This is a genomic window from Natrinema zhouii, assembly GCF_013456555.2.
GTDB lineage: Archaea > Halobacteriota > Halobacteria > Halobacteriales > Natrialbaceae > Natrinema > Natrinema zhouii.
In genome coordinates this window covers 906074-926593 of sequence record NZ_CP059154.1, presented here as the reverse complement: position 1 = coordinate 926593, position 20520 = coordinate 906074, and the positions used below count along the sequence as shown (strand labels likewise).

The window sequence follows — 20520 nt, the reverse complement described above, 5'->3', positions numbered from 1 at the left end:
GCCGTCACGAAGAACGAGGGCATGGAGTACACGCGCCTCGGTGAGACGGGACTGGAAGTCTCTCGCCTCTGTCTCGGCTGTATGAACTTCGGATCCGAACAGCCCTGGATGGTACACGACCGCGAGCAAGCCCACGCGGTGATCAACCGGGCGCTCGAGCTCGGAATCAACTTCTTCGACACGGCCAACGTCTACTCGGGGGGTGAGAGCGAGGAAATCCTCGGGGAAGCCCTTGCAGACGCGGACCGCGCTCGGTCAGAACTCGTCGTCGCGACGAAGGTGTACGGCCCGATGCAGGAGGGACCGAACGGACAGGGACTCTCCCGCAAACACATCCTCGATCAGGCCGACGCGAGTCTCGAGCGCCTCGGAACCGATTACATCGATCTCTATCAGATCCACCGCTGGGACGACGAGACGCCGATCGAGGAGACGCTCTCGGCGCTCGACTCCCTCGTTGAAGCCGGCAAGGTTCGGTACATCGGTGCGAGCACGATGTCTGCCTGGAAGTTCATGAAGGCGCTACACGCGGCGGATATCGACAATTACGAGCGCTTCGTCTCGATGCAGTGCGAGTACAACCTCGTCGATCGACACGAAGAGGCGAACGCGTTACCGCTGTGTGTCGATCAAGATATCGGCGTCGTTCCGTGGTCACCGCTGGCCGGCGGCTTTCTGACGGGCAAATACCAACGGGACGAAGAGCCCGACTCGGGTCGGGCCGCGACTGACGAGTTCATGCAGAAACGGTTCACCGAGGAGAATTGGGCAGTCCTCGAGCGCGTCCGCGATATCGCTGATGCTCACGACGCGACGCCGGCGCAGGTGGCGCTCGCCTGGTTGCTCCACATGGACGTCGTCGACGCGCCCATCGTCGGTCCGCGAACGATCGATCACCTCGAAGACACCGTCGGCGCGCTCGGGGTCGATCTCACCGACGGAGAACTCGAACAGTTGGAAGAACCGATCACGCCCGTCTGGAATCCGGATATTGGCGACGTGTGACCAAAACTAGCGTCGGGTCGGCGACAGCGCCGACGGCACTGACAACAACGGGGACACTACCCGCTACCGAACGATGGACTCGCGAGTCGCGACGAAAATCAGTTCACGTTAGTCGAGCAGGACAGCGCTGACCTGACCGGTCTGGCCGGGTCGTGACGTGACGCGGGCCTGGCCCTCGCTCGTTTCGATGACGGCACCCTTCGTGATGATGTTTCGGCGGATGTAGTTCGGGTTGGCGTCGTTTTCGACGACGTCCTCGATATCCGCGGTTACCGTCTCGGCGCCCTTGTTGACGGTTGCGACGTTCGTCGCGAGCGCTCGCGTCTTCGTGCCGTTACCGCGGACGTCGACGGTTCGGAATCGGGGCTCGCCGACCTCCGTCTCCGTCGGCAGTCGACCGAGTTCGTCCTTGCGGCGATTTCGAACGTTCTTCAGTCGGCCACCGGTTCGCTTGCGCGCAGAGCGTCCCTGATCTTGCATACCCAATCAAAATCTTGGCGTCTACTTGAATGCACTGCTACGAAATTCCGCTGTGAGCGCGCCACGGGGATGTCGACGCCCCTCTTTCTGACTATCTAAACGCGAAGACCATCTAACACGCCACCGTCGCCTCCTCTCCGTATCGAATAGCGGGGTCACTCGAATACTGCGATCACATACCTATCGGTGGGTCGGGAACTCGTCCTCATAGGTTGTTTAGAACTCACTGATCAATTCAAAAGGGCTATAATTGGCCCTCCCACAGTTACTGCAATGCGCCTCTGGGACCGCTTCGTGGGCGTTATTGGCGGGAGAAATATAATTATGGCACTTGGTGTGCTGTACCTCGTACTTGTTGCGGGCTGGGTGTTCATGCCAACTCCTCCGGAGATGGCTCCTTCGAATACTCTCATCGTCGTCAGCTTTATCGGCGGTTCTGGTGCCCTCCTCCTCGGTGGCGGATATCGATTGCCCCGAACCGACATCCTCCCGAGGTTCTACTCCACTATTGCCGTCTGGTGTCTCGTCGGTATCGGGGTGATGCTCGCCATTCTCGCGCTCTACAACTTCCAGCCCGGCCCGGGCCTCTCCAACCTAATTCGGTCCGTGCTTATACTTACAGGGTTCAGTTCTGTCGCCGGATACGGCGTCGGGACGTACGCTGCACACGCGAAAACAGGCAACTATCAACTCGAACGACAAAATCGCCTGCTGGAACAAACGCAAAGACAACTCGAAGAATCGAACCAACGGCTCGAGCAATTCGCGTACGCTGCGTCTCACGATCTGCAAGAGCCGCTCCGAATGGTTTCAAGCTATCTGGAGCTTATCGAGCGCCGATACGGTGACGAACTCGACGAAGACGGTGAAGAGTTCCTCGACTATGCGATCGACGGATCGGAGCGGATGAAAGAGATGATCGAGGGGCTGCTTGAATATTCACGCGTCGATACACAGGGTGAACCGTTCGAACCCGTTGATCTTGATGAGGTGCTTGCGAACGTTCGAAAGGATCTCGAACTACAAATCGAGGAGACCCAAACCACTATCGAAACCGACGAGTTACCACGCGTTGAGGGTGATGAGAGTCAATTACGCCAACTCTTTCAGAACCTCCTTTCGAACGCGATCGAGTATACTGGCGACGAAGCGCCACGGATCGACGTTTCCGCTGAACGTGATACCGAAGAGTGGATCATTTCGGTTCGCGATAACGGCATCGGGATCGATCCAGAGGACCAAGACCGCGTCTTCGAGGTATTCCAACGGCTTCACAGCCAAGAAGAACATTCAGGGACGGGAATCGGACTCGCACTCTGTAAACGAATTGTCGAACGACACGGCGGCGAGATTCGGATCGATTCCGCACCTGGCGAGGGAACGACATTTACGTTTTCGTTACCAGCAGTGCCCGACAAGGCAGATACCCACCCCACACAAAGCGATTCGATATCGACCTAAACAGTCTATCTCTTCGCTGCGGTCATTCGGTTGAAAACACGGTGGCCGTGTCGATACAGGAGCGACCTGTACGTACCACTGAGTGTTTCAAACGGCTCATTCATCTGCCCTGAAGTCGGACGCTGAACGTGAACGGCGAATATTCGTCTGCCGAGTAATATCGGCCGGAATGAGGGACCACCGATAAGCTCCGTCCGTTGGAGCGAAGGAGGTAACGTTCGATCGCTACTGAGAAACGATAGTCGTCATTCGTCCAGAACCAAACAGTAAGCACGGCCGGGCTTCCCGAGCACTGTCTCCTCGTCATCGTCGTAGTAGTTCGAGAAGACGCCGCGCTCGGCGTAGTAGATCCGGCCGTTACGGGGGATCGCACCGCTGGTCACGTGACCGCGGTTTTCGACCCGCCAGCGTCGGTCACCGGTCTCCCTGTCGAGTGCATACAGGTGAGTGTCGTAGGAACCGACGAGTATCGTTTCGGCCGTCGCAGTGATCGAGCCGATGACGTGGCCGTCGATGTCCGTCGACCACAGTTCGTCGCCGGTCGCGGCCTCGAGCGCGTAGACGTGGTCGTCGTCGCTGCCGACGTAGACGACTCCCCGGTCGGAGTCGATCGCCGGATTCGACATGACGACGTTGCCGGTGTCGAACGACCACTCCTCGCTGCCGTCAGCGAGATCGAGGCGATAAAACCGGCCGTCCCAGGAACCGACGAACGCCGCACCGTCGTAGGTCGGGATCGTCCCCTTGATTTGCGCACCGAGATTGAATCGACCGCCCGCCATCGGTTCGCCGTCGGGGCCGCCTTCGCCGCCCGCCTGGAATGACCAGGCGAACTCGAGGGAGGGAAACTCCCAGCAGTAGACGACGCCGTCGTTCGAGCCGGTGACGAGTCGGCCCGCCTCGCAGTCGATCGCGGGCGAGGGATGGGGCATGCCCCAGATGCGGTCGTCGCTCCAGGTCGGATTCCCGGTCGCCGCGTCGACCTCCCACAGCACGCCACTGGCGGGGTTCTTGTGTTCGGTGAGCAGATAGAGCGAGCCGTCGACGTATGCGGGACTCGAGCCGATCGCGATCGCCCCGCCGAACTCATGCATTCGGGTCTGCCAGCGCAGGTCACCGGAGTCGATGTCGACGGCGTAGAGTTCGCCGTCGTAGCCGCCGATGTAGGCAGTGTCGTCGACGATCGCCGGCGTCCCGTGGAAGCCGAGGCTTCGGCCGGCCCCCATCTCGCGTTCCCAGCGGTGCTCGCCGGTCGGCGTAACGGCGTGGAGCCGGCCGTCGTCGCCGGCGATCAACACCGTCTCGCCGTCGGGCGTCGGACGGGGGGACGATTTGGCTGCGGTGTGCCCGATGCGGTTGACCGGAAACGACCAGTCGACCTGAACGGACGATGGAACGGTTTCCTCGGGATAGTAGCCGTACCGTCGCAGTCCGCGACGGAACATCGACACGTCGTCGTCCGCTGGCAGCGGCACGGAGCCGTCCGCGTTGTCGCCGGCGGTCGCGACGGCAGCGCAGTCGGGTGGCGACCGATACTGTCGGTCTGCACAGCCGGCGAGGCCGACGGCTCCGGCAGTTCCTGCGGTGCTGAGAAGCTGCCGTCTGGTGACTCGAGCACTGCCGGCCGCTGAGACGTTCCGATCGGATCCCGCTTCGTGGACCGTCCGATCGGCGTCGCCGTCCCGACGGTCGGCGGTGTGCTCGCTCACCGTGTTACTCCTGCTGGGCGTCGACGACCGCCACACCGGCGAGGTTCACGATGTCCTTGACCTCGTCGCCCCGCTGGAGGACGTGAACCGGCTTGTCCATCCCAACCAGCATCGGCCCGATCGCGTCCGCGCCGCCGAGTCGCTGGAGCAGTTTGTACCCGATGTTCCCCGACTCGAGGTTCGGGAAGACCAGCACGTTCGCGGGCTGATCGAGGTCCGAGAAGCCGTAGGTCCCCTCGAGGATGTCCTCAACGACGGCGGTGTCGGCCTGCATCTCGCCGTCGACGGGGAAGTCGACTTCGGGGTCGTCCTGCAGCATGGCTGCCGCCTTGCGCGGCTTTCGGGTCCCCTCGTTGTCGACGCTGCCGAAGTTCGAGTACGAGAGCAGGGCGGCCCGCGGTTCGACGTTGAACCGTCGCGCGAGTTTCCCGGTCTGTTTGGTGACCTCCGCGAGGACGTCCTCGTCGGGGGCCTGATTGACCGTCGCGTCGGCCACGAAGATGACGCGGTTCTTGAACGTCAGCATGTAGACGCCGGCGGCGTAGTCGACGTCGTCGGCGGTGCCGATCACCTGCAGCGGTGGCCGGAGTGCCGATGGGTAGTGGTGTGAGAGGCCGGTCAGGAGCGCGTCCGCGTCGCCCTGTTCGACCATGACGCTGCCGAAGTAGTTCGAGTCGCGCTCGACGAGTTCACCGGCCTCGCTCCGCGTGATACCCTTTCGAGACCGGAGCTCGTGGAGCCGGTCGGCGTACGCCTCGTAGTCGCCGACGGACGGGTCGGCGATCTGCGGATCGAAGTCCAGACCGAGGTTTGCGGACGTTCCCCGGATTTCGTCCTCGTCGCCGATGAGGATCGGCAGGGCGATCCCCTGCTCCTGGATCTGGTAGGCCGCACGAATCATCTTCTCGTTTTCGCCCTCCGCGAGCGCGACCGTCTTGGGGTCGCTCTTCGCTTTATTGAGGACGACGCGCATCATCTCGCGCGATTTCCCGAGGCGGGCCTCGAGTTCCTCCTCGTACTCCTCCAGGTCGAGTTCGGTGCGAGCGGCGCCGGACTCCATCGCGGCCTCGGCGATCGCCGGTGCGACGCGGAAGAGCACGCGCGGATCGACGGGTTTGGGAATGATGTAGTTCGGGCCGTACTGAATCGTCTCGTCGCCGTAGGCCTTGACGACCGCGTCGGGAACGTCCTGGCGGGCGAGTTCGGCCAGCGCCTCGGCACAGGCGACCTTCATTTCCTCGTTGATCTCGGTGGCGCGGACGTCGAGCGCACCGCGGAAGATGAAGGGGAAGCCGAGGACGTTGTTGACCTGATTGGGGTAATCCGAGCGCCCGGTCGCCATGATGACGGTGTCGTCGCGGGCTTCCTTGGCTTCCTCGTAGCCGATCTCCGGGTCGGGGTTGGCCATCGCGAAGACGATCGGGTTGTCGGCCATGGACTGGACCATCTCCTGGGAGACGATCCCGCCGATGGAGAGGCCGACGAAGACGTCTGTCCCCTCCATCGCGTCCGCGAGGCCGCCCTCGGGCACGTCGCGAGCGAACTGCTGTTTGTACTCGTTGACGTCGCCCGCCGCTGCGCGCTCCTCGGTGATGATTCCCGAGGAGTCACACATCGTGATGTTCTCCCGTTCGACCCCCAGCGAGACGTAGAACCGCGCCGTCGCGATGGCGCTCGCGCCGGCTCCCGAGAAGACGACCTCGAGTTCCTCGAGGGACTTCCCCGCCACGTCGGCCGCGTTGATGAGCGCGGCACCGGAGATGATCGCGGTGCCGTGCTGGTCGTCGTGGAAGACCGGAATGTCGATCTCCTCGCGCAGCCGTTCTTCGATGGTGAAACAGCCGGGGGCTTTGATGTCCTCGAGATTGACGCCGCCGAAGGTGGGTTCCATCATCTTGACGGCTTCGACAATCTTGTCGGGGTCGGCCTCGTCGAGTTCAACGTCGAAGACGTCGATATCGGCGAAGCGCTTGAACAGAACGCCTTTGCCCTCCATGACCGGCTTCGAGGCCTGTGCACCGATGTCGCCGAGTCCGAGCACGGCCGAGCCGTTCGAGACGACGCCGACGAGATTGCCCTTTGCGGTGTAGGTGTAGGCATCGGTCTCGTCCTCGTCGATCTCGAGACACGGCGCGGCGACGCCCGGCGAGTACGCCAGCGAGAGGTCGCGCTGTGTGTTCGTCGGTTTCGTCGTCGAAATCTCTATTTTGCCCGGCGGATCGCTTCGGTGATACTCCAGTGAATCCTCGTCTAATCCCATACCGGGCACACTGCAGGGGACTACAAAAACAATGCGAAGGTCACTTTCGACATATGTCGAAATCGCAGAGGCACAGCGTAGATGATTCCCGGGAGCAGAGACGCCGATTCGACCGTTTTATACGCACCGCGCAAGTGACGTTGGGTATGGACGTCGCGCTTGGTGGGACGTTCGACCCCGTTCATGACGGCCATCGACGGCTGTTCGAACGGGCGTTCGAACTCGGAGACGTGACGGTCGGCTTGACCAGCGACGAACTCGCACCGAAGTCACGAGACGTCGACCGACACGTCCGATCGTTCGCCGAACGGAAAGACGACCTCGCGGCCGAACTCGAGTCCATCGCGGCCGACCACGACCGCGAGTTCGAGATTCGGATGCTCGAGTCCCCGACGGGAATCGCGACTGAACCGCAGTACGACTATCTCGTCGTCTCGCCCGAAACCCGCGAGGGCGGCAAACGAATCAACGAGATCCGCCGCGAGAACGGTCACGACCCGCTCGAGGTGGTCGTCGTCCCGCACGTTCTCGCAGACGACGGCGACATCATCTCGAGCACCCGGATCGTCACGGGCGAAATCGACGAACACGGGACCGTCATCGACGATTGACTAACGCGGATACTGGCTCGTGCCGGACGCGTGTGACCCGTCTCTCCTGTCGCGTGAACTGATCCCTCGTCACACGAACTGATTTTCCAGAGAATCCGCCTCGCGCCGTTCTCGTAGCAGATACCTATCCAAGTAGTCCGCCACTTGGCTGCTAAACGGTTGTTGTACGAGGCTGTTACCAGCGTGGCGGCTCGAGTCCGGCCGACTCGAGCAACTCCTTCCAGCGGGACTGGATCGACAGGCGGGAGACGTCCGCGGCGTCGGCGACTGCACCCTGGGTGCGGCCGTCACCGGCGACGAGCGAGCCGGCATAGAGGCTGGCAGCGAGCACCGCTCGCTTCGAGCGATCGGCGTCTGGAACGTCTGTGAGGAAGAGATCGGCCGCACACGATCTGGCCTCACTCGTCAGCTCCAGCCGGTCGGCGACGGTCTCGAGTTCCTCGAGCCACGGTTCGTATTCGATGCGATCCCGGGCGCTGTGCATACGTCCGGGTATCGGATCGGACGAGATAAACGTGTGGTCCGAGCACGCCGTTTCGCCGGCCGGCCGAGACGAATTCAGTCGCCGTCCCAATCCGGTACTACGGATGGCAACGTTCTACTACGAAAACATCGGAAATTCGGCCGTTCTCTGCCGATTTCACTAGGAGACAACTACTAAACCAGCCGTCTATCGACACTCTATTCGACGCCAGCCGTCGGTGTCGGTTGACGCCGCCTCATGAAAGAGCCAACCTGCAAACTCGTCTGTACCGGTTGCGGACTCGAGATGCCGTATCGGGAGCGACCGCTGGCCGAACAGGCCGCGGAGTTACACCAGCTTCGGGATCCGGAGCACGTGACGTTCATCGTTCCGCCGGATTGGTCACCGGAGGAGCCAGTGAAACACCCCTGACGCGGACCGACAGGTACTTACTCGATTCGAGAAAAGTCGGGACTGGGCGCGGGTAGCCAAGCTAGGCCAACGGCGCAGCGCTTAGGACGCTGTCCCGTAGGGGTCCGCCGGTTCGAATCCGGTCCCGCGCATTCTCCGCGAACAACTTCGTGAGCGGAGAGTGCAGCCAGCGGATTCGTAGCCCAGAGGACGAGCGAAGCGAAGTCCTCGCGGTTCGAATCCGGTCCCGCGCACTGCGAGACGCTCACTAGGATCGCGTCTCGGTTTTGCGAACGGTGAGCGAAGTGAGCCGTGAGAATTGAACGAGTTTCCGAACGAAGTGAGAAAACGAGTGAGGGAGCAGGAGCGATTCGAATCAGGTGAAGTAAAGCGTACTTCAGACAATGATCGACCGGATGATCTTCGCTTCCGCCCGCCGAAGATGGTCTCCAATCGTTCCCCGTGAAAGTCCAAGCTCGGCGGCTAAGTCGCGTTGTGTTGCACGACGAGGGATATCATAGTATCCTGCGGCGAGTGCAGTCCGGAGGATCTCTTTCTGCCGGTCGGTTAGTTGCCCCGCTGGGTCACCCATCTGTGGTTGATACTCTCCTGCGCGTTCGAGAGTTACGTCTACTTCGTCAGGGAAGCCCGCGATCAGTTGCTGGAGGGCTGCGTCCTCACCGAAGAGGGTGACTTGCAGCCCATCATCGGTCTCCCTCATCGGCCAGTCGATACTGATGGCCTCGGTATTGATACGTTCAAGAAGGGTCGTTTCAAGCTCGTCAGGCTCGTAGTGCATATACGCCAGCCACGTCTCACCACCTGTCACAGTGCACGAGATGATCTCCGGAATCTCGTCTTCTATCGTTGCGAGCTGCTCAGCATCGCCTCTGAACCGGGCGACCCCAACAACGGTCCCATCATCGAGAAGATTGAGATACTGTATTGCTTCTTGTGTCGCGACGAGCGCGCCATCGATCCAAACCTCTCTCGGATCGTTGACGCCTCTCTGCATCCGTTGATCGGTCTTCGATCGAATGTATTCTTCCAAGGCTACGACGACGGTTATGTATCTCATCACCGTCGGTGTTCACGTACTCGGCCGTCTATTCGTCCCCTCCCGTATCGTGTCTCACGCTGAAGAGCGACAGATCCCATTATGCAAATTGTGATCCTGCAGCAGGTTATAAAGATAGCGTGCATGCTCGGCGTAAAACCCGAGGATAAACGGTCCTTCTCTCTCTCTAATGGAGAATCAAAATATCCACACGTGGAACACGAAAGCGACTGTATTGACGATCCTCGGTGCTATCGTGGCGCTTCTTGGAATGTTATGGGTAGTTCAAGGCCTCGGAATCATCCAGATAGATCCCATTTTGTGCGTCGCCGACTGCGAACCGATCACCGGAAGATCAGTGCAGTGGACGGTCATTGGTGCAATATCATTGTCCGTGGGAATCATCATTGTCCGGGCCGGGTTAAGACAGAGAAACCGATGATGGTTCCTACTGCAGTCTCATCGACGATTGCTAATATTTTGAAGCCACGTCCTGCCGAACCGGTCTGCTGAATGTATCCGCTGCGTAGTCCGGCCTGAGCCATTACGAAGGGGCAAGGAGAAAGCCCTGTGCTTTAGGGTGGGATGAATCCGACAATACCCTCCACAAACCACCGTCGATAGCACGGTTTGATCTTCCAATAGATACTGAAGAAATCGGACTTCGAAACCGCTCTCACTGACTGAGAAACGGGGTGTGGCCGCTGACTCTCACTCTATAGCTGACGACTGCGCCTTCCTCCCTGGATCGAATAGGGAGAGATCACAGCTGATTGAACGCGAGCGAATTCGGATAGAATCGACAGACACGCGTCAGACGTCCCAAAACGCTTATTCGGGCAGGACCGAGTTGTATCATCAATGGCCGGCTTAGACGACGTGTTTGGGGACATCTTCGCAAGTGTTGATGCAGTCGTGCTCTTTTCGCCAAGCGGTTCGTACTACGAACGCTTCATGGCCGTCGAGGACCTCGACGTCGTCGTCGTCGGCACCGAAAACGCCGTCGGCGCGGAGACGTTCGTCGAACTCCCCCTCGAGTTCGAGGACATCTCCGAGCGGATCCGATTCGGACTCGAGGGCGCCCTAGAGCAGGGTGTGATCGAGGATGGGGACGAACTCGCCTGCGCGACGAGCGTCTTCGGCGACGGAATCGATACGGTTTCTCGCGTCCGTGCGGACGCGGAAAGCCACACCGGCATCTACGATATCTTCGCCAAGTCCCGCGCGGACCCCGAAGTGGTCAAGGCGGTCCTCGAGCTGGCAATCGAACTGGGGCAGAAGGGCCAGAAGGGGAAACCCGTCGGCGCGCTGTTCATCGTCGGCGACGCGGGGAAGGTGATGAACAAGTCCCGGCCGCTTTCGTACAACCCCTTCGAGAAGTCCCACGTCCACGTCGGCGACCCGATCGTGAACGTCATGCTGAAGGAGTTCTCGCGGCTCGACGGCGCGTTTATCATCTCGGACGCGGGCAAGATCGTCTCCGCGTACCGTTACCTCGAGCCGTCGGCGGAGGGGGTCGACATTCCGAAGGGGCTGGGGGCGCGGCACATGGCCGGCGGCGCGATCACGCGGGATACCAACGCGATCGCGATTGTGCTGTCCGAAAGCGACGGGCTCGTCCGGGCGTTCAAGGGCGGTGAACTCATTCTGGAGGTCGATCCGGAGGCGTACTGATATGGTAGAGTGGCAGACGCTCGTCAACGAGCCAGCCGTCATCGCGGCGGCGGTCCTCGCACTCGGGCTCGTCGTCGGCTACCTCGTCGGCAGACTCAACGAGGAGTTGCTGTCGGCCTCGGGCGTCCCGGAGGCAGTCGAGGGGACGCCGTTCGAGCGGACCGCGCAGTCGATCGGCACGTCGACGGTCGAAATCGTCGCGCGGCTGAGCTCGTGGTTCATCTACGGCATCGCGGTGCTGACCGCGATCCATATCGCCCAACTGTTGGATACGGACGCCTTCTGGCTTCGGGTCACGGAGTTCATTCCGCAGCTGTTTATCGCCGTGCTCGTCCTCATTTTGGGGTTCGTCGTCGCGGACAAGTCGGAGCTGATCGTCAGCGAGTATCTGCGGGGCGTCAAGCTCCCAGAGGTATCGATCATCCCGAAACTGGTCAAGTACACGGTGCTGTACGTCACCTTCATCATCGCGCTCGGCCAGATCGGCGTCCACGTGCTGGCGCTGTTGATCCTGCTGACGGTGTACGCCGTTGGTATCGTCATCGTCGGCACCGTCGCTTTCAAGGAGTTCCTCGTCTCGAGCGCCGCCGGTATTTATCTGCTCCTCAACCAGCCCTACGGGATCGGTGACGAGATCCGAATCGGCGATCAGACGGGCATCGTCCAAGAGGTCGACCTGTTCGTCACCAAGATCGAAGACGACTCGGAGGAGTATATCGTCCCGAATCGAAAAGTATTCGAGAACGGAATCATCCGGATACGGGACTGACGCGGACGGCGTCTCTTCTGCGTGGCTACTCGAGCGAGAGGCCGGCGTGCCAGCGGTCGACGCCCGCCTCGCGTTTGACGGCGTCCATCTTCGCCAGCAGGTGCGTCGCGAGCGACGCGGTTTCGGCGGCGCGGGACTCCCCTTCGGTTCTGAACTCGCCGGTTTCGCGGTTGGCGTAGACGGTACAGACCGCCCCGGCACGGAGGCCGTAGAGGTTCGCGAGCGTCAGAATGGCGCTGGCCTCCATCTCGATGTTTTTGACGTTCGCCGCTTTGAGGTCGTCGACCAGCTCGTCGGCTCCGGCGGCCTCGAAGTCCTCGAAGCCCGGTCGGCCCTGACCGGCGTAGAACGAGTCCGCGCTCATCGTCACGCCAGTGTGGTACTCGTAGCCCAGTCGCTCGGCGGCGGCGACCAGCGCCGAGACGACCTCGTAATCGGCGGCGGCCGGGTAGTCCTCCCGGACGTACTCGTCGCTGGTTCCCTCTTGGCGGACTGCACCGGTCGTGATCACTAGGTCGCCGACGGCCATCTCGGGCTGGATCGCTCCACAGGAGCCCACTCGAATGAACGTCTCGACGTCGACGCGGGCCAGTTCCTCGACGGCGATCGCGGCCGAGGGGCTGCCGATCCCGGTCGACGTGACCGAGATTGGCGTCTCCTCGTAGCTCCCCGTCGCCGTTCGGTACTCGCGGTGATGGGCCCGAATCTCGTGGTCGTCCCAGAACGCGACGATCTTCTCGAGCCGTTCGGGGTTCCCCGGGAGAAGCACGGTATCGGCGACGTCGTCGGGGCCGACCTCGAGGTGGTACTGTTCGTCGACGTTGGGGTCTTCGCTGTCGCGAGGCATGAGTACCGGCGATTCGAGCCGACGCTGTATATAAATGCGGGGCGCGCGTACCGTTCCGAATATGGTTCGAGGGACGCTCACGGACACCTACGTCGCTGCGATCCAGCACGAACTGGTCGACCTGCCGGCGGATACGACACGCGTGGGTGTCGTTCGACAGCCGACGCCGTGGTTCCACGCGGCAGTCGACGAGAACATCCCAGCACTCGGGCCGCCCACAGACTTGCTCGAGTCGATGCGCGACGTCGAGGAGGACATGAAAATGCAGGGGCTCTGCGAGGAGGGGGCCCACAACGCCGCGTGGGATCAGGTCGGCTTCGGCGAGGCGTATCGCGAGTACCTCGAGAGCGATGACGAGGCACAGGCGGCGGTTGCTGCGCTGGACGATCGATTGTCGTCGGGCGAGTCGCTGGCGCTGGTCTGTTTCGAGAACACCGAGAAGAAGCGCTGTCACCGGACGATTCTAGGAGAGTTCCTCGAAGCGGAGGCTTGAGTAAGAGGGGTGCTTACCGACGAGGAAATGCACGAATTCGCGACGGCAGACCGAACGGACGGCGAGATCGCACGCCTGGTCAAAACCGTCGTCGCTCCGCGACCGATCGCCTGGATCACACGCTCACCGTCCCAACGAGGAGCACACGAACCCGCAAGTTGCCTCCGTGGATTCGGCGTAGCCGAGACTCCTAGCCCGAGGAAACCCCGCCGTTTACGGTGGGGTGGATGTCATACTGTTTCCGATCCGCTGGCGTTCGAACGACAGTTCTGAAAATTGCGCGTTGCGAGCTACTCGAGCGTTTCCTGCGTGATCGTGTTCGGCAGCAGTTCGCCGAGCGTGTACTCGGTCGGCTCCTCACCTTCGCCCTCGTCACAGTAGACGACGAGGTCGTCGTCACAGAACTCCGTCAGTGTCTGCCGACACATCCCGCAGGGGGTGACGCCGTCGCGGCGTCCCGAACTCACGGCGAGGCGCGAGAACTCCCGGTGGCCGTTCTTGACCGCTTCCGCGATCGCGACCTCCTCGGCGTGAAGGCTGTTACTGAAGTTCGCGTTCTCGAGGTTGCAGCCCACGAAGACCTCTCCGTCGGCCGTCTCGAGGGCAGCACCGACCTGGTACTCGGAGTAGGGAACGTGTGCTCGGTCTTGGACGTCGCGAGCGGCGGTAATGAGCTCGTGTTCAGTCACGACGGGTGGTAGCCCGAGCGGGGGCAAGAAGGCATCGACCGGTTGGGTTTCGACGGCCGAGACGGCCGACGGTGATCAGTCCTCGCCGGACTCATAGTGGTCGCCGGCGGCGTCCGGCAGGCGGGTGCGCCCGACGAGCACGAGGACGAGGATGACCGTCATGTGCGGAATCGTCCGAATGAGCTCCGTCGGAAGGCCGTATCCCGCCGTTTGAAGCGTGTCCTGCATCGAATTGAGTCCCGCGAAGAGGAACGATCCGACGAGGGCACCAAGCGGGTGGTAGTTCGCGAGCAGGTAGGTCGCGATCGCGATGAATCCCCGACCGTTGATCGCGGTGTCGCCGGTGCCGGTGAACGTGCCGAGGGTACCGAGGGCGAAGCCCGCGCCGCCGAGCCCGGCGAAGACGCCAGAGAGGAGCACCGCGGCGTAGCGGATCTTGCGGACGTCGACGCCGGCCGTATCCAGCGCCTTCGGGTTCTCGCCGCTGGCGACCACCCACCGCCCGAAGTTCGTCCGAGCGAGCAGGTACCAGCCCGCGAGGGCGCCCACGAGCATGATGTACACCTGCGGTTCGGTGTCGAACAGCAGATAGCCGAAGATCGGAATCTCCGACAGCACCGGGACAGTCACGTCGTCGAAGAGCGCGACGTTCGCGGTGTTCGGACTCCCGAAGACGATCCGCGAGGCGAACGGCGCCAGACCGAGCGAGATGAGCCAGATCGCGAGTCCGGCGATGATCTGATCGGCTTCGAACTCGATACAGACGATCGCGAAGATCAGCGCGAAGACGACGCTGACGAGCACGCCGATCAGCAGGCCCCACCAGAGGTTCGACAGACCCAGCGTCGTGCCATTGCCCAGCCAGTAGACGGCGATGATCGCGCTGAACGACGAGACGATCAACAGCCCCTCGATGCCGATGTTGATAACGCCGCTCTTCTCGGCGAAGATACCGCCGATCGCCGCGAGCGCGATCGGGACGGCGAGCCGGAGCGTCGATGTCTGCCAGCTTGCCGGCGTCAGCCAGAGGAAGAGCAGACAGATAACGAGGCCACCGAGAGCCGTTGCGAGCGGATATCGAGCGAGGGTTTCGCGCGTTCGGCGGAATCGCTTACGCATCGTTCTCACCTCCGTCGTCGGCTCCCGAGCCACCGCCGTCCGCCCGAACCGGCTCCGCCGAACCGACATCGACGTATCGTCGACCCACCATCCGGAAGAACTCCGGCATGGCGACGAAGAGGATGATGAGCCCGGTCAGGATCCCGACCAGTTCCGGCGGGACGTCCGTTGCTGTCCCGACCCTGCTCGAGCCGCTCTCGAGGACGCCGAACAGGAACGCCGCCGCGCCGACACCGATCGGACCGTTGCCGGCCAGCACCGAGACGGCGATCCCGTCGAACCCGATCGACGGAACATTCTCGAGCCAGCGGCCGTGTACCATGAGCACCCAGAACGCCCCGGCGATGCCACCGAGCGCGCCCGAGAGAGTCATGCTGGCGACGGTCATCTTCTTCTCGTCGACGCCGCCGTAAGCGGCCGCTTCCGGCTGCGTGCCGCTCATGCGAAGCTCGTAGCCGAACGACGTTCGAGCGAACAGCCACGCGATGGCGATCATGAGCGCGACGGCGAAAGCCAGCGCGAGCAGCGAGAAGTCTACTCGACCGGCGAAGCCGATCACTGGAACGGTCGGTATCTCGGCGTACTCGGGAATCGGTGCCGTCTGTGAATTGTTACTGTTCGGATCCTGAAACCGCCAGGAGAGCAGCGTCGAGGTGATGCCGACCGCGATAAAGTTGAGCATGATAGTCGTGATGACCTCGTTGGCATCGGCGTAGGCCTTGAGCGCGCCTGGAATCGCACCGTAGAACCCGCCGACGAGCGCACCAGCGAGGACCCCGAGCGGGATGAGTACGACGGTTCCGATTAACCCGTCGGGAACGATCGACGCCGCGTAGACGACGGTGACCGCCGTCGCAAGCCCGCCGACGACCAGCTGACCCTGCGTGCCGATGTTGAGCAGGCCGGCACGGAACGCAACCGCGACCGATAGCCCCGCGAAGATCAGCAGTGTCATCTGCTGGAGCGTCGTCGCGAGGCTCCCATTGGTGAGCTGCCAGCCGACCTCAAGCGGGTGGCCCAGGGCCCCGAAGAACAGCTCGTAGTAGACCTGCATCGGGTTGTAACAGAACGTCATGCCTGCCACGTCGAGACCGGCCCGACAGGAGGCGAACCCGCCGGAGACGAAGACGAGGATGCCGCCGATGAGAACGGCGGCGAACAGTGCCGCGACGCTGATAACGACCCGATGGAAGACCGATGCCCGAACGAGGCGCTCGAGAACCCCCTCGAGTCGCTCCCTCATCGGGACTCACCTGCGTTCGGTCCGTCGACTGCGTCCGTTCCCGGCTGGTGACCGGCCATGCGCAAGCCGAGTTCTTCCTCGGTGATGGTGTCCGGATCGGTGACGTCGATGAATTCGCCCTCGTAGATGACCGCCAACCGGTCCGATAGCGACTGCACCTCGTCGAGCTTCGAGGAAACGAGCAGGACCGCGACCCCCTCGCGGCGAAGCTCGAGCAGGCGGTCGTGAATGAACTCGGTCGAGCCGATGTCGACGCCGCGGGTGGGGTGGGTCGCGACGACGAGCGAGGGATCGCGCTCGAACTCGCGACCGACGATGAACTTCTGCTGGTTGCCGCCCGAGAAGGACTGCGCGTCGGCGTCGGCGTTCGGCGGTCGAACGTCGTAGGTCTCGATGAGCTCCTCGGTGTGGTCGCGGACGCCGGTCCAGTCGATGCGACCGCCGTCGGAGAATCGGGCCGACCGCTGGCTTCCGAGGACGCCGTTCTCGACGAGGTCGAACGGCATGACGAGCCCTCGCTCGTGGCGATCTTCGGGGATGTAGGCCATCCCGCTCTCGATCCGTCGACGTCGAGACCACTCCGTGATATCCGCTCCCTCGTAGGCGATCGTCCCCTCGTCGGGCGTCCTGAGGCCGGTGATCGCCTCGACCAGTTCGGCCTGTCCGTTGCCGTCGACGCCCGCGATCCCGAGGATTTCGCCCGCGCGCACGTCGAGATCGATCCCCGAGACGAGTTCGACGCCGCGGGCGTCCTCGACGACGACGTCCTGCGTCGAGAGGACGACATCGCCCGTTTCGACCGGCTCCGATTCGGCCTCGAGGAGCACTTCCCGGCCGACCATGCGCTCGGCTAGGTCCTCCCGGCTCGTGCGCTCGGGACGGACCGTCCCGACGGACTTCCCGTCCCGGAGGACAGTGATCGCGTCGGCGGCGTGGGTCGCTTCGTCGAGTTTGTGCGTGATGAAAATGATCGTCTTCCCCTGATCGGTGAGTTCCTCGAGGACGTCGTAGAGGCCCTCGACTTCCTGGGGCGTGAGAACGGCGGTCGGCTCGTCGAGGATGAGGATGTCCGCACCGCGGAACAGCGCCTTGAGGATCTCGACGCGTTGCTGGACGCCGACGCCCACGTCTTCGACCGTGGCTCCCGGATCGACGTCGAAGCCGTATCGATCACAGAGGTCGCGAATGTCGCGGTCAATGCGGTCGCGATCGACCGCCATGCCGAACCACTTCGTGGGTTCGTTCCCCAGCGCGATGTTTTCGGCGATCGTCATCGGATCGACCAGCATGAAGTGCTGGTGGATCATCCCGATGCCGGCGTCGATGGCGTCCCGCGGCGAGTCGAAGGTCCGTTCCTCGCCATCGACGACGACCCGCCCCTCCTCAGGTTCGTAGAGTCCATAGAGGACGTTCATCAGCGTCGTTTTCCCGGCCCCGTTCTCCCCGAGCAAGGCGTGGACGGTCCCTCGTTCGACGCGGAGATCCACGTCGTCGTTCGCCACGACTCCTGGGAACCGCTTGGTGATGCCGTCGAGGTGGACGGCGAGGTCGCTGCCTGTGCCCTTCGTCTCGGCAGTGTGCTCCCCCACCTCCGTGGTTGGTCCCATCCCGTCAGTCGTCCCCATTCCGGGCTCGCTCATACGGTTACAGTTCGCTTGGGACGTCGATCTCGCCGTCGATGATCGCTTGCCGGGACTCCTCGAGAGCGTCTTTGATCTCCTGGGGGATCTCGCCGCCGATCTCGTCCCCGTAGACGGCGCTGACGCCATCCTGCTCGAGGCCGAGGGTTTCGGCTGCACCGCCTTCGAACTCGTCGTTGACGACGGATTCGATAGCGTTGTAGACAGCGGTGTCGACGCGCTTGACCATGCTCGCGAGGATGACGTCCGCGAAGTCCTCGTTAGAGAGCGACTGGTCGCTGTCGACGCCGATCGCGAACCGACCTTCGTCCTGGGCCGCCTGAAAGACGCCGATACCGGTTCGACCGGCCGCGTGGAAGATGATGTCTGCGTCCTCGTTCTGGTACATCGATCGAGCGCTCGACTGTCCCTGGGCGGTATCGTTGAAGTCACCGACGTACGACGAGACGACGTTGACGTCGGCGTTCGCGTGCTCGACGCCGGCTCGGAAGCCGGCCTCGAACGACTGGATCAGGGCAGATTCGGTGCCACCAATGAATCCGACGGTGCTGGCGTCGGGGTTCGTCTCGCCGGCACCGGCGGCGAACTCCCGATCGGTCAGCAGCCCGGCCAGGTGGCCGACCTGGAACGAGCCATCAGGCTCTTCGAACACGTAGCTCCGGACGTTATCCTCCTCGACTACTGCGTCGACGATGATGAAGTTCTGGTCCGGATAGTCGGGAGCGTTCTCCCCGAGCGCCTCGGCCTGTGCGTAGCCGATACAGTTGATCAGATCGTAGTCACCGGACTCCGCAAAGTCGCGCTGTGCACTGGGGAACTCGCCTTCTCTCCCCGGTTCCCGTTCGTCGAACGCGAGGTCGAATTCGTCCCGTGCGTCCACGACTCCCTGCTTGGCCATGTCGTTGAACGAGTCGTCTCCGAGCCCGCCGGTTGCGTACACCATCCCGACCTGATACTCTGCGTCACTCTCTCCACCGAACCCACCAATACAGCCGGCGACCCCCGCGAGGCCGACTGCACTCAGTCCTTTAAGAACGCTTCGTCTCTCTCGTGACATGCACTATCGTACAGTAACCATCTGCTAAATATCCGTCGGAGAGTTCGTTTCGACCCGGGAAAAACTCACTAAATATTCAGTCGTCCCGTCTGGTTGCGTTTCTACGTCAGCTATCGGGCGTCGCGTCCGCCACTGCCGACTCGAGGACGGCCCGTGCGTCCGCGACGAGGGCGTCGATGTCGTCGCTCTCGACGTACAGGCGAATGTACGGCTCCGTCCCGCTCGGTCGAACGAGCAGCCACGACGCGTCCGCGAACTCGAGGCGGATGCCGTACTCCGTCTCGACCGTCGCCTCCGGAAACGCCGCGGGCAGTTCGGTCTCGAGTGCGGCCATTACGTCGGCTTTGACCGCGTCCGGACAGTCGATACTGACCTTCCGGTAGGGGCGTTCGGTGACGGGGTCCCTGAGCTGGTCGGTATCGCCGGCGTCGGCGACGAGCGCAGCGACGACCGCGGCGCTGACGACGCCGTCGATCCAGCCGCCGAAGGCGGTGTGGATGTGTTTCCAGGGTTCGGCGGCGAAGACGATCTCGGTGTCCGCGGATCCGCGGGAGCGTTCGCGTGCAATTCCCTCGTGGAGCGAACCCAGCCGGACGCGTTCGACCCGACCGCCGGCCGCGCGGACCCGCTCGTCGATGCGCGCGGAGGCGTTTGGCGTGGTGACGACGACGGGATCATCGGCGTCGCTGTCTGCGGTGTATCGGGCTGCGACGACGGCGAGGACGGTGTCCTCGTGAATCACCGCACCGTCGGGACCGAGGACGACGAGCCGATCAGCGTCGCCGTCGTGGGCCAGCCCGAGATCGAAGTCGCCATCACGGAGAAACGCGATGAACTCCGAGAGCGTCTCTGGCGTGGGTTTGCTCTCGCGGCCGGGGAAGTGGCCGTCGACGGACGCGTTGACCGCGACGACGGTCGCACCGAGTCGCTCGAGGAGCTGCGGTGTCGCGAGCGCGCCCACGCCGTTTCCGCAGTCCACGGCGATGCGAAGCCCTGCGAGCGGGTCATCCGGCGTTTCGTCCTCGGGGTTTTGGGTCCCGAAGCGCTCTCGGACGTAGCCCTCGACGGCCTCGAGATACCGATCGAGTACTGCGAGGCGCTCGGACTCGCCCCACTCGTCCCAGCGAGCGAGTCGCGCGTTCTCGCTCGCGACGCGGTCGTCGATCGTCCGTTCCGCATCGCTGTCGTATTCGACGCCGTCGACGAAGAGTTTGATGCCGTTGTCCGCGGGCGGGTTGTGACTCGCCGTGAGCATCACACCGCGTCGGCCGCGCGACGCGAACGCGAGTGCGGGCGTCGGCACCTGTCCGATCTGGCGAACGTCGGCCCCGGCGCTCTCGAGGCCAGCCGTCATCGCCGCCGCGAGCGCCGGTCCCGTCTCTCGGCCGTCGCGACCGACGACGAACGTTTCGCCGGGGTCGCCGGCGGCCTGACCGACAGCGAGCGCGAGCGAGGGCGAAACGTCCTCGACCGGGCCGCGAATTCCTGCAGTTCCAAAGAGCGTCATGTCCGGCCGTTCCGCGAGGAGCTAC

At 62.8% G+C, this 20520-nt stretch carries 19 protein-coding genes and 1 tRNA gene; 8 read left to right on the top strand and 12 right to left on the bottom strand.

The window, feature by feature from the left end:
- Window positions 1-21 precede the first annotated feature (21 nt).
- Window positions 22-1005, top strand: a complete 984-nt coding sequence (locus HYG81_RS23175; RefSeq protein ID WP_180842039.1) for an aldo/keto reductase — start codon at window positions 22-24, stop codon at window positions 1003-1005.
- A 108-nt stretch (window positions 1006-1113) separates the two neighbouring features.
- On the opposite strand, the gene HYG81_RS23170 is transcribed toward HYG81_RS23175, so the two are convergent.
- A complete protein-coding gene (locus HYG81_RS23170; RefSeq protein ID WP_180842038.1) occupies window positions 1114-1485 on the bottom strand; it encodes a 30S ribosomal protein S8e in 372 nt (123 codons plus the stop codon).
- Between the two features lie 273 nt (window positions 1486-1758).
- Between HYG81_RS23170 and HYG81_RS23165 the strand changes: the two genes are divergently transcribed.
- Window positions 1759-2946, top strand: a complete 1188-nt coding sequence (locus HYG81_RS23165) for an ATP-binding protein (protein ID WP_180842037.1) — start codon at window positions 1759-1761, stop codon at window positions 2944-2946.
- A gap of 245 nt (window positions 2947-3191) precedes the next feature.
- On the opposite strand, the gene HYG81_RS23160 is transcribed toward HYG81_RS23165, so the two are convergent.
- Both HYG81_RS23160 and HYG81_RS23155 read right to left on the bottom strand, forming a co-directional pair.
- Complete coding sequence (locus HYG81_RS23160; protein WP_180842036.1) at window positions 3192-4655, bottom strand: outer membrane protein assembly factor BamB family protein; 1464 nt, start codon at window positions 4653-4655, stop codon at window positions 3192-3194.
- A 4-nt stretch (window positions 4656-4659) separates the two neighbouring features.
- Window positions 4660-6915 carry an NADP-dependent malic enzyme gene (locus HYG81_RS23155; protein WP_180842035.1) on the bottom strand — a complete coding sequence of 752 codons (2256 nt, stop codon included), beginning with the start codon at window positions 6913-6915 and terminating at the stop codon, window positions 4660-4662.
- A 146-nt stretch (window positions 6916-7061) separates the two neighbouring features.
- On the opposite strand from HYG81_RS23155, the gene HYG81_RS23150 reads away from it, so the two are divergent.
- Window positions 7062-7526 (top strand): phosphopantetheine adenylyltransferase, encoded by a 465-nt coding sequence (locus tag HYG81_RS23150; RefSeq protein ID WP_180842034.1) that lies wholly within the window; start codon window positions 7062-7064, stop codon window positions 7524-7526.
- Window positions 7527-7701: 175 nt separating this feature from the next.
- On the opposite strand, the gene HYG81_RS23145 is transcribed toward HYG81_RS23150, so the two are convergent.
- Window positions 7702-8010 carry a transcription initiation factor IIB family protein gene (locus HYG81_RS23145; protein WP_180842033.1) on the bottom strand — a complete coding sequence of 103 codons (309 nt, stop codon included), beginning with the start codon at window positions 8008-8010 and terminating at the stop codon, window positions 7702-7704.
- 237 nt (window positions 8011-8247) lie between these two features.
- Between HYG81_RS23145 and HYG81_RS23140 the strand changes: the two genes are divergently transcribed.
- Together HYG81_RS23140 and HYG81_RS23135 are read left to right on the top strand one after the other, a co-directional pair.
- Window positions 8248-8421, top strand: a complete 174-nt coding sequence (locus HYG81_RS23140) for a hypothetical protein (RefSeq protein WP_180842032.1) — start codon at window positions 8248-8250, stop codon at window positions 8419-8421.
- Between the two features lie 46 nt (window positions 8422-8467).
- Window positions 8468-8552 (top strand) — tRNA-Leu (locus tag HYG81_RS23135).
- Window positions 8553-8797: 245 nt separating this feature from the next.
- On the opposite strand, the gene HYG81_RS23130 is transcribed toward HYG81_RS23135, so the two are convergent.
- Window positions 8798-9478 carry a helix-turn-helix domain-containing protein gene (locus HYG81_RS23130; RefSeq protein ID WP_180842031.1) on the bottom strand — a complete coding sequence of 227 codons (681 nt, stop codon included), beginning with the start codon at window positions 9476-9478 and terminating at the stop codon, window positions 8798-8800.
- A gap of 840 nt (window positions 9479-10318) precedes the next feature.
- On the opposite strand from HYG81_RS23130, the gene dacZ reads away from it, so the two are divergent.
- On the top strand, window positions 10319-11131 hold the full coding sequence (gene dacZ, locus HYG81_RS23125; RefSeq protein WP_180842030.1) for a diadenylate cyclase DacZ: 813 nt from the start codon (window positions 10319-10321) through the stop codon (window positions 11129-11131).
- Between the two features lies 1 nt (window position 11132).
- Window positions 11133-11900: a mechanosensitive ion channel family protein gene (locus HYG81_RS23120; protein ID WP_180842029.1), complete on the top strand. Its 768-nt coding sequence runs from the start codon at window positions 11133-11135 to the stop codon at window positions 11898-11900.
- A gap of 25 nt (window positions 11901-11925) precedes the next feature.
- Here the strand turns inward: HYG81_RS23120 and HYG81_RS23115 are convergent, their stop codons facing one another.
- Entirely contained in the window at window positions 11926-12747 is an 822-nt protein-coding gene (locus HYG81_RS23115) for a nucleoside phosphorylase (RefSeq protein ID WP_180842028.1), read from the bottom strand.
- A gap of 61 nt (window positions 12748-12808) precedes the next feature.
- Here HYG81_RS23115 and HYG81_RS23110 point away from each other — a divergent pair, with 61 nt between their 5' ends.
- On the top strand, window positions 12809-13240 hold the full coding sequence (locus HYG81_RS23110; RefSeq protein ID WP_180842027.1) for a DUF488 domain-containing protein: 432 nt from the start codon (window positions 12809-12811) through the stop codon (window positions 13238-13240).
- A gap of 290 nt (window positions 13241-13530) precedes the next feature.
- On the opposite strand, the gene cdd is transcribed toward HYG81_RS23110, so the two are convergent.
- The 6 genes from cdd to HYG81_RS23080 all read right to left on the bottom strand — a co-directional run bounded on the left by cdd (window position 13531) and on the right by HYG81_RS23080 (window position 20495).
- Window positions 13531-13929, bottom strand: a complete 399-nt coding sequence (gene cdd, locus HYG81_RS23105) for a cytidine deaminase (protein WP_180842026.1) — start codon at window positions 13927-13929, stop codon at window positions 13531-13533.
- Between the two features lie 75 nt (window positions 13930-14004).
- Complete coding sequence (locus HYG81_RS23100) at window positions 14005-15048, bottom strand: ABC transporter permease (RefSeq protein WP_180842025.1); 1044 nt, start codon at window positions 15046-15048, stop codon at window positions 14005-14007.
- Window positions 15041-16291 carry an ABC transporter permease gene (locus HYG81_RS23095; RefSeq protein WP_180842024.1) on the bottom strand — a complete coding sequence of 417 codons (1251 nt, stop codon included), beginning with the start codon at window positions 16289-16291 and terminating at the stop codon, window positions 15041-15043. Before HYG81_RS23095 ends, HYG81_RS23100 begins: the two co-directional genes overlap by 8 nt.
- Window positions 16288-17931 carry an ABC transporter ATP-binding protein gene (locus HYG81_RS23090; protein ID WP_180842023.1) on the bottom strand — a complete coding sequence of 548 codons (1644 nt, stop codon included), beginning with the start codon at window positions 17929-17931 and terminating at the stop codon, window positions 16288-16290. The genes HYG81_RS23095 and HYG81_RS23090 overlap by 4 nt, the downstream gene beginning before the upstream one ends.
- Window positions 17932-17935: 4 nt before the next feature.
- Complete coding sequence (locus tag HYG81_RS23085; RefSeq protein WP_180842022.1) at window positions 17936-18988, bottom strand: BMP family lipoprotein; 1053 nt, start codon at window positions 18986-18988, stop codon at window positions 17936-17938.
- A gap of 106 nt (window positions 18989-19094) precedes the next feature.
- Window positions 19095-20495, bottom strand: coding sequence for a phosphohexomutase domain-containing protein (locus tag HYG81_RS23080; RefSeq protein WP_180842021.1), 1401 nt, complete (start codon window positions 20493-20495; stop codon window positions 19095-19097).
- Window positions 20496-20520: the final 25 nt, after the last annotated feature.

Coding starts and splice junctions, on each gene's coding strand:
- HYG81_RS23175 (WP_180842039.1), top strand. CDS start 22: ATGGAGTACACGCGCCTCGGTGAGACGGGACTGGAAGTCTCTCGCCTC.
- HYG81_RS23170 (WP_180842038.1), bottom strand. CDS start 1,485: ATGCAAGATCAGGGACGCTCTGCGCGCAAGCGAACCGGTGGCCGACTG.
- HYG81_RS23165 (WP_180842037.1), top strand. CDS start 1,759: ATGCGCCTCTGGGACCGCTTCGTGGGCGTTATTGGCGGGAGAAATATA.
- HYG81_RS23155 (WP_180842035.1), bottom strand. CDS start 6,915: ATGGGATTAGACGAGGATTCACTGGAGTATCACCGAAGCGATCCGCCG.
- HYG81_RS23150 (WP_180842034.1), top strand. CDS start 7,062: ATGGACGTCGCGCTTGGTGGGACGTTCGACCCCGTTCATGACGGCCAT.
- HYG81_RS23145 (WP_180842033.1), bottom strand. CDS start 8,010: ATGCACAGCGCCCGGGATCGCATCGAATACGAACCGTGGCTCGAGGAA.
- HYG81_RS23140 (WP_180842032.1), top strand. CDS start 8,248: ATGAAAGAGCCAACCTGCAAACTCGTCTGTACCGGTTGCGGACTCGAG.
- HYG81_RS23130 (WP_180842031.1), bottom strand. CDS start 9,478: ATGAGATACATAACCGTCGTCGTAGCCTTGGAAGAATACATTCGATCG.
- dacZ (WP_180842030.1), top strand. CDS start 10,319: ATGGCCGGCTTAGACGACGTGTTTGGGGACATCTTCGCAAGTGTTGAT.
- HYG81_RS23120 (WP_180842029.1), top strand. CDS start 11,133: ATGGTAGAGTGGCAGACGCTCGTCAACGAGCCAGCCGTCATCGCGGCG.
- HYG81_RS23115 (WP_180842028.1), bottom strand. CDS start 12,747: ATGCCTCGCGACAGCGAAGACCCCAACGTCGACGAACAGTACCACCTC.
- HYG81_RS23110 (WP_180842027.1), top strand. CDS start 12,809: ATGGTTCGAGGGACGCTCACGGACACCTACGTCGCTGCGATCCAGCAC.
- HYG81_RS23100 (WP_180842025.1), bottom strand. CDS start 15,048: ATGCGTAAGCGATTCCGCCGAACGCGCGAAACCCTCGCTCGATATCCG.
- HYG81_RS23095 (WP_180842024.1), bottom strand. CDS start 16,291: ATGAGGGAGCGACTCGAGGGGGTTCTCGAGCGCCTCGTTCGGGCATCG.
- HYG81_RS23090 (WP_180842023.1), bottom strand. CDS start 17,931: ATGAGCGAGCCCGGAATGGGGACGACTGACGGGATGGGACCAACCACG.
- HYG81_RS23085 (WP_180842022.1), bottom strand. CDS start 18,988: ATGTCACGAGAGAGACGAAGCGTTCTTAAAGGACTGAGTGCAGTCGGC.
- HYG81_RS23080 (WP_180842021.1), bottom strand. CDS start 20,495: ATGACGCTCTTTGGAACTGCAGGAATTCGCGGCCCGGTCGAGGACGTT.